The following is a 16,705-nucleotide window of genomic DNA, read 5'->3' as shown; positions in this document are numbered from 1 at the left end:
TGCTCCGTCGATCTCAGAGGGTCGAACCAGCGCTGCCGTTCTGCGGAAAGTAGCGCGATCCACAAACGGATGCAGCTTAACTCCGAATGATGAAAGCTGAGAGACAGCACATCCGGACTGGTTACCTGGGTGATACAGCAGGTGCCCTGCCGGCGTTGGCGCGCCATGACCAGGTCGAAAGGATACGCTCGGCGTCGGCCTCAAGGAGTTTTTGCTTCGTTATCACTTCGTCCTTCACCAGTTTGAGGTCTTCGTCCTGATAGAAGAAATCGGAGCAGCGTGAATTGTAGTCATTGGCAAGCGCGTTATAGGCGCGGATGTCCTCGCGGCCTTGTACGTGTCGCTTCACGATACGCAGCCGCTCTTCCTGAAATCGGCAGTAGCGGACGTATTCTCGCGCGAAGCGCTGGCCCTTGCCTACGGGAGGAAGCAACTCCGGCTCGGTCTCCTGCTGAGGTGGATTGGGTGCTGAGACGACAAAGAATGCCGCTCCCCTGTCGAGAGCCCGATACGCCACCAACAAGCCAAGCATGACCAGCAGCGCCGAAGCCGCGAGCGCGGCTTTTACGTGGGGGAAGCGGCCGCTCTCGACCGGCACCGCAACGTTCTGGTCCTGCATGATAGCGGTCGAACTGGCATGCAGCATTTCGCACAGTATTTCCCCGACTTCGGCGAGGCGTGCAGCCGCATCCGGAATTGACCCCGAAAGCGACGAGCGCGTGATCCAGAACCTGCTGCGCCGTAGGGTAATGCCGGTGGCGGCAGAGATCGCCGAGCAGGTCAAAGATGCGATCGGGGGTGATGTTCGCTCCCGGGTCGCTGATCCCCTCGTGCGCGTTCGCCAACAGCAGAGGCTCCAGATCGAGGACCAGAGCTGCAGCGCTTCAGCAAGGTTCTCGACCGAGGACGCGTCACCCGGTTGTCGTTGCAGTGCCTGGCTGGCACTATCGACCTGCTGATCGGCCTTGAAGCGCATCTGCGCAGTTGCGCGCCGATGGGCCTCCAGCAGGAGGGAGTGCGTTTGGATGAGCGGCCGTTTGCCCGTTTCCAGGACTGCAGCAACGGCTCTGCTGCCCTTTCAAGTGGATCGTATGCTCCGATAGCGGCCACCCAATGCGCATTCAGGAGATTATTCAACCCATCCCTCACACTCGCCAGCGAGGGCGGCGGCCAACCGGCTCGATATCGGAGCGCCTGCAGGACCTGATAGATTTCCAGGACATCGATGGAATTGTGCGCGTCAATCAAGCCAACGAGCAGTTCGCACGATGCACTCCGGCGAGCCACGTAGCGCGCAATGAAATTGGCTCTTGCGATCGGAGAAAGCCGGGATGACGTTCGCAAAATATCTTCGTCGGAAACATCGGCGGGCAGTTCGGTGAAAAAGAGATCGACGCGATCGGGCGTGCTGCCGAGGGGATAGGAGAGTTCGCTCGGCAGGCGCCGGACCGGGTCCAGGATAGCTGCCTGGGCTTCGGCCAGGCTAGTCTCGGGCCAGATATGCATCTCCCGTGCGTGGGCGAGGGCAGCCTCTATCTCCAGGACAGTCGCGCCAGGATCGATTCCCAGGAGGCCGAATGGTTGAGCTGACGGATCAAGTCCGGAAGGCAGGGTATTGTTGGCTGAATTGGCAACCATGTCGGGAATGCCGCCGTGCTCCCGGCGCTGTTTCTTGTGGAAGAGAGTGGCTATGCCGAACCGTTCGTCGAGATGGTTGATGGGTCAGCCATGTCGAACTCATCTCTGAGCCGCACGCCGATGTCCTGCACCCGCGAACGCCAGAACTCTCGATGAATGCGGGGGCCGGCGTCCGGCCGTGCTACACAGAAGGCTTCGATCAATCTCATCGACGGACATAACGCGATTCCGGATCGGATTTGAAAATCACGAAGTCAAGGCCGGATTCTTGACGTCGGTGACCTCAAAACCTTTGAAAAACACGCTGTGCCGGATTGAATCGGAAAGGTGCTGAGGAGGTGTGGTGTCTTCCTTCCCCGTGAGAATGACCCGCAGCCGCCAGAGCGACAGGCCTACAATTCTGCAAATGTCGACCATGGCAGCGTAAAACACGCCGTGGTTCTTCAGGAAGTGACGCCGGCGAGCTTCCAGGAGATAGGATGGCAAACGCTTGGGCTTGTTGTTCACGCCGGTCGACTGGCCCACGAGGTGGACCACACGGCTTGTGGGAACGTACCAGGTGGGCCAGCCCTGCTTTTTGGCATTGAAGCAATAGTCGATGTCGTCGAAATAGGTGAAGAAGCCCTCATCGAGCAATCCCGTCGCTTCCATCGTCTCGCGCCGGATGATCATGCTGGCGCCGGAAACCCAATCCGTCTCGAAGGCATGGTCGACCACGGGTGGGGCCACCACCCAGCGGCTCAAGAGCTTGCTGACCAACCCCAGCTTCAGGCTGGCCTCGAACTCTCCGAGCGGCGTTTGAAAGCGGAATGCGGACCGTTGCGGCGTGCCATCGGGATCTTCGAGCCGGCTGCCGGCGATACCGACTTGCGGGTTCGTGTCCATGAAGTCGACAAGTGTCTTGAAGGCGTTCGGCCGGACGATGGTATCGGAGTTGAGCAACAAGAAATATTCCGGCTTGTCGGCCGATTCCAGCGCTGGTCGCAGGATCGCATTATTGCCGCCGGTGAATCCGAGGTTCACGTCGAGCACCTTGAGGGTGCACCAGGATGACCAGCCATTGTCGTCGATCGCCCTCCGCAGGAGTGCGGCGGAACCATCTCCCGATCCATTCTCACAGATCGCGACGTGGATGCCGGGGACGCTGGCGATTTCCTTGGCGACCGAATGCAGGCAATCAATCGCAAGCTGGGTGACGCGGTAGTTAACAATGACGACGAGCAATTTCACGGTATGAGACCAATCGGTGCAAACAATCGGCGATCATAAATCTTGCGGATCAGAAAAGAAAAGACATCTTTGGGGCTTTGTTTAATGCATTGGCATAAACCTTAAAGCCGGCCCTTTGTGCCTGCGGTGTTAAAAGACCCGGGGGTGAGCCGGGCCTGGCAAGTCGCCAATCTTTCCATCCTGGCGGTCGTTATCGCAATGCCGGCGGAATCGATGTCGACACCGGCGACAGCGTGCCGCGGGATGCCAGCATTCGGCGCAGCCGGTCGATCAGGAGGTAGATCACCGGCGTCGTGTACAGCGTCAGGATTTGCGAAACCAACAATCCGCCGATGATGGTGATGCCGAGCGGCCGGCGCAGCTCGGTGCCGGGGCCGGTCGCGATGACCAGCGGAATGCCGGCAAACAGCGCCGCCATCGTTGTCATCAGGATCGGCCGGAAGCGGGCGCGGCACGCCTCGAAAATCGCCTCCGCCGACGACAGGCCACGGTGGCGCTCGGCATCGAGCGCGAAATCCACCATCATGATGCCGTTCTTCTTGACGATGCCGATGAGAAGAATGATTCCGACGAAGGCGATCACGGTGAGCGGCGTGTTGGTCACCTGCAGCGCCAGCAGTGCGCCGAGCCCTGCGGACGGCAACGTCGAGATGATCGTGATCGGATGGGCGAGGCTCTCATAGAGCACACCTAGCACGATATACATCGCCACCAGCGCGCCGAGGATCAGCAGCGGCTGCCGCCCGCTGGTCTTGTTGAAATCGCCGGCATTGCCGTCAAAACTGCCGCGAATGCCTTCCGGCATATGCAGTTCTTCGACCGCGCGCTGGATGTTCGAGATCGCGACCTGGAGTGGCACGTTGGGAACGAGGTTGAACGACACCGTGGCCGACGGGATCGACTGGGTATGATTGATCGCCAGCGATGCCAGGCTGCGGTCGTAGCGAACGACAGCCGACAGCGGCACCTGCGCGTCGTTGGCGCCCGCCACAAAGATGCGCTCGAGGTTGGCAGGATCGCTCTGGAACTTCGGGTCGATCTCCAGCACCACCATGTATTGGTTGCGCTGGGTATAGATGATCGAAATCTGCCGCTGCGCAAACGCGTTGTTCAAGGCGTCGTCGATGTCCTTGACGCGGACCCCGAGCGTGGCGGCGGCATTGCGGTCGATCGCCAGCGTGAGCTGCAGCCCGGCGGAGTCGCGGTCGGTGGAGATGTCGGTGATGCCCTCAACCGTTTCCATACGTTTGGCGACGATCGGGGCCCACTTCCTGAGCAGATCGACGTCGACGCTTGATACCGTGTATTGGTAGTTGGAGCTGCTTTGACGTCCGCCGGCACGAACATCCTGCGCGGCAAACATATAGAGCCGCACGCCCGGCATCGTTTCCAGCTTCTTGCGCAACCGGTCGATCACGAGTTGGGTGGTCAGCCCAGGTCGCTCCTGTGGCGGCTTGAGGCTGATGAAGAACAACCCCCGGTTCGCCGTCATGCTGCCGAGGATCGATCCAACCCCGGCGACGGCGTCGTCGGATTCGATGGCGTTTTCGAGCTGCTGCTGAAATCGGGTCATCGACTGGAACGAAGTGTCCGACGAACTTTGCGAGGCTCCGACGATCAGGCCGCTGTCGTCGATCGGAAAATAGCCCTTCGGGATATTGATGTAGAGCACCACCGTCAGCGCGATGGTGGCGAAGAACACGATCAGGGTCAGGAACGGAAAACCCAGCACCGCCCGCAGTGTCCAGCTGTAAAAGGAAACCATGCGCGACAGCGTGCCCTCGACCAGCCGATCGAACCGGGTCGTGCGGCTGGAGCTGGTCTGCTTGATGTAATGCGCGCAGATCATCGGCGTGACCGTGAGCGAGACCAAGGTCGAGACCAATACGGCAAAGGTCAGCGTCAGCGAGAACTCGCGCAGCAATCTCCCGACGATGCCGTCCATGAAGATCAGCGGCGTGAACGCTGCGATCAAGGATAGGCTGATCGACAGCACCGTAAAGCCGATCTGCTTGGCGCCTTCCAGCGCGGCCGGATAGGGCGCCATGCCGCGTTCGAGGTTGCGGTGCATGTTCTCAATCATGACGATGGCGTCGTCGACCACGAAGCCGACCGAGATCGCCAGCGCCATCAGCGACAGATTGTCGATCGAGAAACCGGCGAGCCACATGCCGGCGCAGGTGCCAGCCAGCGCGAGCGGCACCGAGACGCCGGCCGCAATCGTCGGCGTCAGCCGCCGCAGGAAGACGAACACGACCATCATGACCAGAAACGCAGCCGCCAGCAGCGTGAACTGCATGTCCAGCACGCTGGCGCGGATCGTCGTGGTGCGGTCGACCAACGTCGATATCTCCAGGCCGGCGGGCAGCCATCGCTTCAGCTCCGGCAGCAAGGCTTTTACGCGGTCGACGGTGTCGATCACGTTGGCCTCGCTCTGCTTGGTGATCTGGATCAGGACCGCCGGCTGCTTGTTGAACCAGGCGATCGAGCGGTGGTTGCGGACGGAATCCTCGACTTCGGCGACATCGGCCAGGCGAACGAAATTGCCGGCGGAGCTCTTGACGATAATGTCGCGGAATTCGGCCGCGGTGCGCATCTGCCGGTTGGTCGAAATCGTCTCGCTCTGGCGGCCGCCATGGAAAATCCCGACCGGCCCCAGCGGATTGGCGTTGATGATGGCGAGCCGCACGTCGTCGGTCGCAATCCCTGCATTCGACAGCGCCACCGGATTGAGCGCTATCCGCACTGCCGGCTGATCGGCGCCCGAGACGGTGACTTCGCCGACGCCCGGCACCTGCGAGATACGCTGCGCGATCACGGTGTCGGCAACGTCGTACATAGCGCTGGTCGTCAATGTCTTCGATGTCAGTGCCAGCACGAACATCGGCGTCGCCGAGGGGTTCGCTTTCCGGAACCGCGGCAGCATCGGCAGGTCGCTCGGTAGGTCCACGAGCGAGGCGTTGATCGCCGCCTGCACGTCGCGCGCGGCGCGGTCGATGTTGCGGCCGATCGAGAATTGTAGCTGGATGCTGGTGTTGCCGAGCGAACTGGTCGAGGTGATCTGCTCGATGCCGGCGATCTGCCCGAGCCGGCGCTCCAGCGGCGCGGCAACGGTCGCCGCCATCACGGCGGGATCCGCGCCCGGGCGGTTGGCGAGCACCCGGATCATCGGAAAGTCGACGTTGGGAACCGCCGAGACCGGCAGGAAGGCATAGGCGACGATGCCGACCAGAAAGAGCCCAATCGCCAGCAGCGTGGTGCCAACCGGCCGTCGGATAAAGGGCTCGGAGATCGATGCCACGGCTGCTTTCCTGCCCTATTACTCCAAGAGAAGAATGCATTGCCCGGAGAAGCAAGCGTTTTAGCGACTAATCATCCGCCATTTAAATTAGCTTTTCGAAGTTCGTGATACTCCGAGCGGGGTTGAGAATGCCGAACGGAAGCTCACCGGTCGAGGGTAATTTGCGCCCCGTGCAGTGCGCAGGTTTAAACTGGGCGCTGGACGTTAAAATCGACCGGTTGACTCGCGAAGGCACTGTCGCCTCGATGCTACGACATCGCCCGGGTGATCAGCCTGTTGATGCGATTTGGCTGGAGGCGGAGCTGATGGCTTTGATCGAGCTTTGTTCTTGCGAGAATGGAGAAGCCGCTATCCATGTACATTAGCGCCTGACAGCGCTGCATGAGGTCAAGTTCAACGAACATGTCGAGCGTGATCTGCTCTGCCACGGTCCCGCCGCGTATGCCGTCCTGCGTGACTTGGCCTGTGGTGTTGGCCTCAAACTGGTGGAGCGGGCCGTCCCCCTTTCCGGGGAGCAGCTTCGGCCGGACGACGAGGGTCGGCAAGAACTCGCGCATGGTTTTAATGATCTGCATCGAATCGCAGAATAAGAATGGCACCGCATTAGAGATATTGAGCTTTTGAGTAAAGGCACGGAAATCTGCTGCAACTTTACGGCAGAATCTCCTTTCCGCCGCTGCTTGGCTCGACGTTCCCACGAGCGAAGCAGGCATATTGTCCGAAAACCGGCCAGACAGGCCCGGTCGGTGGACATCGTTGCGCGCGTTCATTGATAGCTGACGCGCCAAAGCGGTGGGCCCAAGCCAGTAGGCAGCCCGTGCTCCCACGTTCTCGCCATTGCCGTGACGGATGTGGATGCCCACGGCGAACGCGGAGCCGACCTGCTGATCCCAAAATTGCTGCGCCTCGGTGCGCATCGGGTTGGCGAGGCGGAGCTCGGTCAAAAGCAATCTCACCATTTCGGGCGGGGGAGGAGGCTCGACCCATTGGTCTAAAACAATGGTCGGTTCGGTCGGGTTTTTGTCTGACGTAACGAGGCCGTTTACCGCAGCTAGCTCGTCCGCGCTGTGCTTTAGGTGATTTGAGCTTGCGAGGCTGGCCGGCGTCCATTTTTCCGGCCATATCGGCGTCAGGTATTGGAGGTTTCCGACGGTATCGTCAGCGATAACCCGAACCCCTCCCAGTGTCTGCCGAGGCTCAAAATAGTTGAAAAAGCAGTTGCGGCTCATGGTCGGGTCTGAGTTGAATCGAGATCCCCGCCAGTCCACAACCAATGTCCGACCGGCGCGCCGTGCAAGCCACCATGCACCGATCAAACACGAGAGATGATCACCAATCCCGCCAAAGCAGTGCCTTGCAACCACGAGGCTTTGGCCAATCTGTGTGACAGCGCCGGCCAAGAAATGCTGCTTTTTCATGCTATTTTTCGGTCGACATTGGGAACCAGCCGCGTTGCCAGCGCGCTTCAACCGACTACATGCGCAATCGATCTGAATGGTCGCAACAATATATCGGACTTAACCTTACTTCGAGCAACGCTCCCATTTCAGAATCGACGCTGCAAGTCGCAACAGCACCACGCCGCAATAATTTAAGATCTCGCTTTAGATTTGCGGTTACCCTATCTTTGGAATCTCACAAAGTGTAGCTTGACGTTCCGCCGACGTCCCCAGCATGCCGATTCGTCTAGTTAGCTCGCGCAGCACGCGCTTATATTCAAATTAAATACATTTATATAGGATACTCGGAAGCCGTGTACTGGATTAAATCCAGAGCAACTAGTTTGTGATCGGCGGAAATGGTGTCAAAGCGCTGATTTTAGCTGAGTCGCAGCCCTTTTTGGCGGATAAAGTGCCTCTTTTAGCTGCAAATGCCGTCAAGGCGAGCTGTTCTGGGTACTAAATCTAAAGTTCAGCCTCGCATTAATAGTCTGTTGACTCTTCCTCGTCGGCTCAGTATGAGTAAACAGGATTTAATTTTCAATAAGAGGGGTTAGTATGAAGCGATCCAACATTTTCGGAGCTGTTGTATCTGCGCTCATTTTGTCTTCCAGTGGGGCAAGCGCGGCTATCATTAATGGTGGTTTTGAATCGGGTTTTTCCGACTGGACGGTCGTTTCGGGGACTGATCCGCAGTACGCTCCGGTCGTGATTGCCTACGGGCAGTCCAGCCCGTATCCGACGGGAGCCTTTGGTGAAAGTATTCCTGCGGCGCCCGGCGGCGGTCAGTATGGCGTGTACTTCGTTTCGGATTTCGCTGCGCAGTCTATATCGCAGTCGGTCGTTTTGGCTGCCGGCACGGCCTACACGGTCAGCTACAATATCTACGCACCCACTAATGGAACGCGCAATCCCTTCGACGCTCTTCTTCAATCGTCGACGGCAGGCAGCCTTTCCCCGGTCTTTACAGCCAAGAGCTTGGGTGCCGGATGGACGAACTATTCGGGCGTCTTCGTTGCCGGCGCGTCGCCCTATTCGTTCAATCTTAACTTCAATCCTCTCGGGGGAGGGTCTGCAACCGCGGCTGCTGACTTCGTGGTCGACAACATCGGCATCACAGCCAACGTCCCGGAGCCGGCGACCTGGGCGATGATGATCATGGGCTTCATGGGTATCGGCTTCCTGGCCTACCGCCGAAGGACGACGCCGACGCCCTTCCGTTTGGCTTGATTGCTCATTCACTGCTTGTAGAATAGGCCGCCGAAAGGCGGCCTATTTTTCTGCGCAATTTTTTCTCGTTGATTTACTTCAAATTGACCCTTGGTGGAGCTGTTCCACCTCGTGAAACCTTTTGGTGACCGTGGACCCGGAGGATGATCGCGAGATCCGCAAGAAACGGACCCGGGGCGCAATCACCATGTTTACGACGATGGAAAAGGGACAAGCCAGGCTTCGCGGCGGTGGCCAAATGGAGCGCCGTCGAAGGCGGAAGGACGCGGGCTACACGCTGCTCGAACTGCTCGTCGTGATGGGCATTCTAGCGGTTCTGACCGCAACCGCCACGCCGCAGCTCATGGGATATTTCGGCAAGGCCAAGACTCAGTCGGTGCAGTTGCAGATCGAGAATATCGGCACCGCGCTCGAGCTCTATTACATGGAGAACGGCGCCTATCCGAGCGCCAGCGCCGGGCTGAAAGCCCTAGTCGAGGCGCCGCCGGAGGCGCCGCGCTGGAACGGCCCGTATCTGAAGAAGGCGAAGAACCTGCTCGATCCTTGGGGGCGACCGTATCAATACGCCATCTCCGACGGTCAATACGAGGTCTATTCGCTAGGGCCGACCGGCAAGGCTGCTGCTTCTGCGGCCCAATCATCGTCATTCCGAACGTCGGGAGGCTAGTCGAAGTTCCGATTGCGATAACGAGTTCCAAGGTATCCGTTCGTTGGTTGAAACGTTGTGGTTTCAAACTCCAAGGCGCTCGGCTCTGACCGAAGTGTCCCCTCACTGGACAAGTGATTTCCACTTCAGGAAAGGTTTCTCCAGGTAGCGAAAGCTAAGATGTGCGCTCGCAATCAAGACGATCCCAAAAAGCAGTTCTCGGGTCACGTTCGCTAGCGGAACTTCGTTCACGAGCCTCAAGACCGGCATATGGAGCACATAAAGCCCATAAGATATCCGACCAACATGGACGACAGGTCCCCACTCGAGGGGTCGACATGTCCAATGTCGTTGCATCGCGAGCACTATAAGCGAAGCTGAAAGGAGGTTGATAATTGAATATCCCCACACAAACCCATATCCGGGCATTAGGTACATGGAGTAACCAAAGCTCCACTTAATCGCTGCGCGGTAAGCGATATGCTGGTAAATCAGGACAGATAATCCAAGCGTCGCGGCAAGCGCGGTAAGGCTAGCAGCCAGCAACGCGGCGCGCTTCCATTCATACAGCTTCCAAAGAGAAATAGCTGCTCCGATGGCAAAGGCATCAAATTGCGAAAACGTTATCGAGTAGATGTTTCGGCCAATCCAATCGTCGTCGTGGCCTGCGAAAAGAAGGTAAAGAAGGAAGCGCGCAAGAGGTGTAAGCACGATCAGCAGAATGACAAGAAGTTTGAATAGGGGACGCGGAGCCATCCACACGAGGAGTGGCCAGATTAGATAGAACTGCTCCTCCACCGCTAACGACCAAAAGTGGACGAACGTCGGGCCGATATCCTTTTCGAGAAGCCGACCAAAGTTAGTCGTATAGGTGAATAGAAATATCCTGTCTGCCCCAAACGATGATGGTAGTCCGGTCATCGCGAACACCACCGACGCGACCGCGAGAAAGGTGAAATAAAGAGGAAATATTCGGAGCGAGCGTCGCCAATAGAATCGCCTGAGATAATCTCCTAGACTCTGTTTCCTTTCTGTCAGAAGGATGCTCGTTATCAAGTAGCCGGACAGCACAAAGAATAGCTGTACACCTACCCAGCCAGGCAGAAACAAACCAAGATGAAATAGAATTACCAGAGCTATCGCGAGAGCTCGAACACCATCAAGCGATTTGATATAATTCATTATGGTTAAATTGGCCTAAGATCTTGCTTCAAAAGGTCGCGACGATGAATATCACCGAAAAACCACTATTCAAAGGGGGGTATTACTCAAAAGAGTTTGCCATGACGGTTGTTGCACCACTTGCATGGCTCTTGTCTTTTGTTTCGGCAGAGTATGTCGCCTTTAAAGCTATTGGACACTAGTGGAAGTCCTTATGAACCTCAGTGTATTGCGATTAAAGTCTGCGATTATCGGCTCGCCGTTGGAGTTCGTCTTCAAGAAGATCCGTCGCGTGGCCGACGTGCTGCGGTTTCTACGATTTCCCGAACTGCAGGAGTTGTCTCTTGAAGAGGTTTTGCTGCCAAAGATACTGTCGCAGATCCTCCAGCCATCATCTTCCGTCCTCGACATAGGGTGCCATATTGGTTCTTTCCTAAGTTTGGCCATGAAGTACTCTCCGAACGGCAGGTCGATTGCGATTGAGGCGTCACCGACCAAAGCAGCGTGGCTTCGACAAAAGTTTAAGAACGTAAGAGTTCTGGAATTGGCACTCTCTGACAAGAATGGCGAGGCGTTTTTTGAAGAAAGAGACGATGCGCCCGGGTACAGCAGACTTCAAGCTGATCGCCGCTCGCAACTGGCGCGGTCGATTACCGTGGCGACGCGGACGTTGGATAGCCTGGAGCTTCCGCGGGTAGACCTCATTAAAATAGATATTGAGGGTGGTGAACTAAGCGCTCTGCGTGGCGGCGCGGGGTATATTAGTCGAGCCAGGCCATTCATTATATTCGAATGTGGTCCGGATTTCAGTCTTGCTGAAGTTGGAGTTGAGCGTAGAGATTTATTCGACTGCTTCGAAACCTACGGATATGACGTGTTTACCTTCTCGGACTTCATCCACAAGAAGGGGCCACTTGCCTTTGATGAATTCAAGAAGTGCGGGATTTATCCATTTCGAGCTTTTAACTTCCTTGGAGTTCCAAAGGAGACAGAAGCTGGATCCCGAGCAAAGCAAGACGCATGCTGATGTTGAAGCAGCTGTCTACAGAAATACCCTCCATCCCAATCGCGCGAGCGAGATAGCATGCACAGTGGAGCGAACTTTCTTGCGTACCTCGCTCTATTTTGCTGGCCATTTGTTGGCATTGTTCTCTTCTTCGTCCTGCGTCCGCCGATAGCCCTCGCGATTTCAATTCTGGGTGCAGATCTGCTCTTGCCCTCAGGGTTGTCGATCAAGTTTGAGATGGTTCCTGCTATTGACAAGAACACAGTTGGCAGCCTCACGGCGTTGGTTGGAGTGATCTTTTCGCTCCGGCGCATACCGACACCACTGACTTCCTCAGGCTTTGCAAACCTATTGCTGCTCGGCTATTTCGTCAGTCCATTCGTTACGTCTATATTGAATGGCGATCCGATCTATGCTGCCGATCGGGTCCTTCCTGGTGTTGGTCTCTACGACGCTAGCTCGGCATTCATATCTCAGTTTATCCTCTTCTCACCTTTTCTAGTCGGCAGGCAGATTTTCAGGAGCACGCGAGACATTTCTGACGTTCTTCTGGTGCTTGTCGTGGCTGGCGCCCTTTATTCAATATTGATGCTCTTCGAAGTGCGTATGAGTCCGCAACTTCACTATTGGATATACGGATATTATCCGAGTCAGTTCGCGCAGGCGATTCGAGGAGATGGGTTTCGCCCAATGGTGTTTGTTGGGCATGGGCTCCTAGCATCTTTCTTCTTGATGACGTGCTTGATCGCAGCAAGCGCATTCTGGCGCTTAAACATCAGAACGATCAATCTACCTCCGGGCATCGTGGCCGGATACTTGGGTGTTGTGCTTTTGCTTTGCAAAAGCGTTGGGGCGTTTCTGTATGGCTTTACTCTCGCGCCGCTTGTCAGGTGGGCCAGCCCGAAAGCCCAGATCCGTGTTGCACTCACTCTAGCGATCATTGGACTGACTTACCCGGTTACACGAGCTTTCGACTTATTTCCAAGCAAGGCGCTAGTCGATATTGCGAGCACCTTCAGCACCGATCGCGCTGAGTCGCTTCAGTTTCGTTTCAAGAATGAAGACGAGCTCCTTGCCAAAGCTTCAGAGCGTTTTTGGTTTGGATGGGGGCGTTATGGGCGTAACAGAGTATACAACGAATACGGAGATCAAAGCGTCACAGATGGACGCTGGATCATTACATTTGGCCAATTTGGCGCCTTTGGTTTTATCTGCGAATTTGGATTGCTTGCAATTCCGATCTTCCTTGCGATTGGTGGCCTCAGGCATGTCGGTAGTCGCAGGGCGGCAGTCTTCTTTGGGGCTCTTGTGCTGATTCAGGCTGTGAGGTTGATTGATCAATTGCCCAATTCATCGATCAATCCATGGGCTTGGTTGTTATCGGGAGCGCTGTTTGGATGGATTGAAGCCTCTTCCCATCAGGCTCGATGTCGAAAAATGGCGAGAGTAGACGGAAGCTCAAACGTACGCGTGTCCAGTAGTAGAATGACAGAGGCATAGCCCGCTATCAACGAGGGTTGTCCCTGGCGATAAGGTTAATCAACTCGATGGATACTCATCAGTCTGAAATTCTCGCAGGGCGCTCCGAACGCAACCGCGTCGCGCTTTCAGCCGAGAGCAAGGGTCAATTGAGAGATCGGACCGTCCGCGGTGGTGTGACCAATCTAATCGCGCAGGCCGCATCTCTTCTGCTGCAACTTATTTTATCTGCCATCCTGGCGCGCCTAATTTTGCCGTCTGATTTCGGTCTGCTGGCGATGGCGGGAACAGCAGTCGCCTTCATTAGTGTATTGACGACTCTTGGTCTGACTGTTCCTACGATCCAGAGTAACTCCATCACGCAGGAGCAGATAAGTACTCTTTTCTTCCTTAATGCGGTTGGAGGGATTATTTTGTTCGGGGTGATGTCACTCGCCGCACCGATCTTCGGCTATATTTTTGACGACGGTCGCGTTCCCTTTCTTATAATTCTTCTGTCACTATCGATCCCCATAGTCTCTCTTACAGCTCAGTTCAGCGCGGTTTTGGCGCGCAACATGCGTTGGCTGACCATCCAGGGCATCAACCTTTCAGGGCAGATAGTAGGAGGGGGCACCGCAGTGTTTCTGGCCTGGAATGGCTGGGGCGTATACGCGCTGATCGTTCAATCGACTACATCGTCGCTTTTTGTGTCAATCCTGATTTGGCTTGCTTGTCCATGGCGCCCCTCGCTTCTTTTCAATCTTAGGTCGGTAAAGTCTGAGCTCGCAATGAGCGCGGACATGTTGGTCTTCAATCTTTTGAACTATGCGCATCGGCAGGCAGACAATCTGATAATTGGCGGTCGCTGGGGGGCATTAGAGTTAGGCTATTATTCGCGTGCGTATAATCTCACGACGCAAGCCAGTTCGGCGGTTACTGGGCCGCTGACCAACGCTCTCGTTCCCGCACTTAGTAGATTGGCTGACGACAGTGTACGCTGGAGAAAGGTCTTTCTCGAGTCTGCATCTGTAACAGCTGCGGTAAGTGGAGGGCTTTTCGCTACGCTTTGGGCTGTTCGGGAACCGTTAGTGGGAATTTTGTTTGGAGAGCGATGGGGACCTGTTGTGCCAATTCTCGGTTATTTGGCGATCGCAGGTCTTTCTACCTCTGTCTGTTCCGCTTTTTCTTGGGCGTTCATTTCTCTCGGCCGAACGCGCAATCAACTTTACTGGATATTGCTGGCGTCGCCTGTTTTGGTTCTCGCTTTTTGGTTGGGCTCGCCGTTCGGTGGCTTGGGCGTTGCGATTAGCTATGCAGTAGCAGTATTTCTTCTCAACTTTCTATATGTAGCAATTGCTCTGAACGGAACTCCGGTTACGTATGTGGACGGCCTTTCCATAAAGCTCATGGCATATTCTGGGTTTGGAGCAGTCGTTCTGGGCAGCCTAACGATCGGTCCATACTTGTCATTCGAGAGCGCAATTGTCAGACTTTTGCTGAACGGCGCTTTGGCGGGCGTCTCTTATGTTGTAGTCGTGACGCTGGCGGCTGTTTGCATTCCTGCTTGCGCAGGCGTGCAGAGGCTACTTCGGACCGTCGCCAACAAACTGAAGGCACCGCCTCGGAAAAATAGCTAAACGCTAATTGCAAGGAGTTTCTGTACATGTTTGGGCTTGGATTGAGGCGAAAAGTATCCGTGCTCAAGAATGGCTATATAGACTGCTCGCGAGGTGGGTTCTACGAAGAGGATGAGTTCTACAAGCTAGCCGAAGCGCAAGCCCTTTCGACCTTTCTCCGTCGCTTTGACATTGACTGTGTACTGGATGTTGGAGCGAATCGTGGTCAATATGCGACCGCTCTTCGGAAGAACGCTGGATATGCTGGACATATAGTTTCGCTTGAACCAATACCGATAGTCTTTGAGGAGCTAGCTCGGAACGCCGCCCGCGACCCCCTTTGGCACTGCGAAAATTGTGCACTTTCGGACGTTGCTAAGCAGCAGGATTTTCATGTCATGCGCGGTGATCAGTTCAGTAGCTTTTTGGCCCCAACTTCAGAGGAGTTTTCGTTGCTTGAGGAGAGAAACAGCATTTCCTCAACTATCACTGTCAATGCCCAGACTTTGGCTGAGGTGTACGAGCACTGGAAGAAACGCATCGGATTTCGTCGGCCATTCCTGAAACTGGATACACAGGGATACGATCACGTCATCCTTTCTTCAGGCGGAAGCTCGGTCTCTTGCTTCTTAGGAATACAGTCGGAGGTCGCGTTTAAGCGCCTATACGTCAATGCGCTAAGCTTCAGTGAAATGGTCAGCTTCATGGATCGAATTGGGTTTGGCTTGTCCTTCATCTTCCCAAACAACGCCGGTCACTTTCCAAATTGCATCGAACAGGATGCGATCTTCTTCAACAGATCATTCCAGCCAATCAAGTGAAAGCTGAGTCCGAGTTTTTGACCTAACATGCGCATACTCATTGCCTCGAATGACTTGACTTTCAATCCTTCGCTTGTGTCTGCTTACGTGGAGCGTGGACATGAGGTTACGACGGGCGTATCGAACTTCGCTTTACGACTTGGTAGATACGATATCGTTCACCTCCATTGGCCAGAGGAATTGGTGGGGTTCGGCACAAACTGCTCTCATGCCGGGCGGACGGCAAGCGCATTGGATTTGCTGGAGTGGTGGTCTCAGCGATCTGTTATCGTAGCGACAGTTCACAACCTTATACCGCATGCAACCGAGCGTACCGATGGACCAGAGGCTAGGTACTTCGAAGCATTCTACAGAAAAGTAGACCTGATCTGTCACTTCTCGCATCACTCTCGATTGAGGTACTCTCAGGTGTATCCGGCGCTAAACTCCCGCGTCCACGTCGTCCACAGCTTGAATAACTTTTCTCACCTTGAGGTGTTCTCAAGAGGGGTTGATCTGGCGCGTGATCGCCTCGAGTTGGAAAGAGGGCGCCCGGTCCTGAGTGTTGTGGGCGCAATGCGTAAGGTCGAAGAACTGCATCTTCTCCGTGTGGCGTGGAGTTTAACCAATCCTCGTGGCGCAACTCTGGTTCTTGCAACTGATCCGCCTTGGGGCAAAATGCGACTTGGAAGGCGCCTGCTAGACAAGGCTAGGCATTATCTGTGGCTTCGGCAGCTGGAAAATGTGTTGAATGTTGGCGGAAATGTAGACGACGAAACTCTTGTCAGTCTAATCGAAGCAAGCAGTGCAATTATCATTCTCCGTTCTGGTGAGCACTTGAACTCTGGATTGCTTCCGCTGGCGCTAACTTTCGGAACCCCCCTTATTGCTCCAGCTTATGGCATCAATGCAGAGGTGCTACTTGGGACGAAGAATCATCTGTATCAGCCCGGGAATGCTCACTCTCTAAGCGCCGCAATTTTGCGATCTTTGAACACCGATCTTGAGGATGCTAGAGTTCAAAATCTCGAGATGTCTCGCGAATTTGGTTGGTCAAACATCTTGGATGAGATTTGGGACGAGATTGACATCGCAATCAAGAATAAGGGCAGTCGATTGTGTGGGTGAATAGGGGCCATTGTTTACTCATACGAATCTTTTGAATGGCGATCTTGCG

The 16,705-nt window shown here is 55.5% G+C and carries 13 protein-coding genes; 8 read left to right on the top strand and 5 right to left on the bottom strand.

What is annotated here, in order from left to right:
* Positions 1 to 121: 121 nt before the first annotated feature.
* The 4 genes from IVA95_RS37310 to IVA95_RS37295 all read right to left on the bottom strand — a co-directional run bounded on the left by IVA95_RS37310 (position 122) and on the right by IVA95_RS37295 (position 7,587).
* Positions 122 to 646 (bottom strand): hypothetical protein, encoded by a 525-nt coding sequence (locus IVA95_RS37310; RefSeq protein ID WP_247515058.1) that lies wholly within the window; start codon positions 644 to 646, stop codon positions 122 to 124.
* Positions 647 to 1,884: 1,238 nt separating this feature from the next.
* Positions 1,885 to 2,868 (bottom strand): glycosyltransferase family 2 protein, encoded by a 984-nt coding sequence (locus IVA95_RS37305; protein ID WP_247515057.1) that lies wholly within the window; start codon positions 2,866 to 2,868, stop codon positions 1,885 to 1,887.
* Between the two features lie 190 nt (positions 2,869 to 3,058).
* The gene (locus IVA95_RS37300) at positions 3,059 to 6,169 is read right to left on the bottom strand and encodes an efflux RND transporter permease subunit (RefSeq protein WP_247515056.1); all 3,111 of its coding nucleotides are present in this window, start codon (positions 6,167 to 6,169) and stop codon (positions 3,059 to 3,061) included.
* Positions 6,170 to 6,417: 248 nt separating this feature from the next.
* The gene (locus IVA95_RS37295; RefSeq protein ID WP_247515055.1) at positions 6,418 to 7,587 is read right to left on the bottom strand and encodes a nodulation protein NodZ; all 1,170 of its coding nucleotides are present in this window, start codon (positions 7,585 to 7,587) and stop codon (positions 6,418 to 6,420) included.
* A gap of 579 nt (positions 7,588 to 8,166) precedes the next feature.
* Here IVA95_RS37295 and IVA95_RS37290 point away from each other — a divergent pair.
* Positions 8,167 to 8,838 (top strand): PEPxxWA-CTERM sorting domain-containing protein, encoded by a 672-nt coding sequence (locus IVA95_RS37290; RefSeq protein ID WP_247515054.1) that lies wholly within the window; start codon positions 8,167 to 8,169, stop codon positions 8,836 to 8,838.
* 124 nt (positions 8,839 to 8,962) lie between these two features.
* Positions 8,963 to 9,505, top strand: a complete 543-nt coding sequence (gene gspG, locus IVA95_RS37285; RefSeq protein ID WP_247515053.1) for a type II secretion system major pseudopilin GspG — start codon at positions 8,963 to 8,965, stop codon at positions 9,503 to 9,505.
* 102 nt (positions 9,506 to 9,607) lie between these two features.
* Here the strand turns inward: gspG and IVA95_RS37280 are convergent, their stop codons facing one another.
* Complete coding sequence (locus IVA95_RS37280) at positions 9,608 to 10,666, bottom strand: acyltransferase (RefSeq protein ID WP_247515052.1); 1,059 nt, start codon at positions 10,664 to 10,666, stop codon at positions 9,608 to 9,610.
* A gap of 44 nt (positions 10,667 to 10,710) precedes the next feature.
* Here IVA95_RS37280 and IVA95_RS37275 point away from each other — a divergent pair, with 44 nt between their 5' ends.
* The 6 genes from IVA95_RS37275 to IVA95_RS37250 all read left to right on the top strand — a co-directional run bounded on the left by IVA95_RS37275 (position 10,711) and on the right by IVA95_RS37250 (position 16,656).
* Positions 10,711 to 10,848: a hypothetical protein gene (locus tag IVA95_RS37275; RefSeq protein ID WP_247515051.1), complete on the top strand. Its 138-nt coding sequence runs from the start codon at positions 10,711 to 10,713 to the stop codon at positions 10,846 to 10,848.
* 11 nt (positions 10,849 to 10,859) lie between these two features.
* The gene (locus tag IVA95_RS37270) at positions 10,860 to 11,672 is read left to right on the top strand and encodes an FkbM family methyltransferase (RefSeq protein WP_247515050.1); all 813 of its coding nucleotides are present in this window, start codon (positions 10,860 to 10,862) and stop codon (positions 11,670 to 11,672) included.
* Between the two features lie 57 nt (positions 11,673 to 11,729).
* A complete protein-coding gene (locus IVA95_RS37265; protein ID WP_247515049.1) occupies positions 11,730 to 13,151 on the top strand; it encodes a hypothetical protein in 1,422 nt (473 codons plus the stop codon).
* 47 nt (positions 13,152 to 13,198) lie between these two features.
* Positions 13,199 to 14,749, top strand: coding sequence for a lipopolysaccharide biosynthesis protein (locus tag IVA95_RS37260; protein WP_247515048.1), 1,551 nt, complete (start codon positions 13,199 to 13,201; stop codon positions 14,747 to 14,749).
* 26 nt (positions 14,750 to 14,775) lie between these two features.
* Positions 14,776 to 15,549 carry an FkbM family methyltransferase gene (locus IVA95_RS37255; protein ID WP_247515047.1) on the top strand — a complete coding sequence of 258 codons (774 nt, stop codon included), beginning with the start codon at positions 14,776 to 14,778 and terminating at the stop codon, positions 15,547 to 15,549.
* A gap of 555 nt (positions 15,550 to 16,104) precedes the next feature.
* Positions 16,105 to 16,656: a glycosyltransferase gene (locus IVA95_RS37250; RefSeq protein ID WP_247515046.1), complete on the top strand. Its 552-nt coding sequence runs from the start codon at positions 16,105 to 16,107 to the stop codon at positions 16,654 to 16,656.
* The last annotated feature ends 49 nt before the right edge of the window (positions 16,657 to 16,705 follow it).

This window comes from Bradyrhizobium sp. 157 (assembly GCF_023073815.1).
Lineage (GTDB): Bacteria > Pseudomonadota > Alphaproteobacteria > Rhizobiales > Xanthobacteraceae > Bradyrhizobium.
This window is presented reverse-complemented; position numbering and strand designations above follow the sequence as displayed.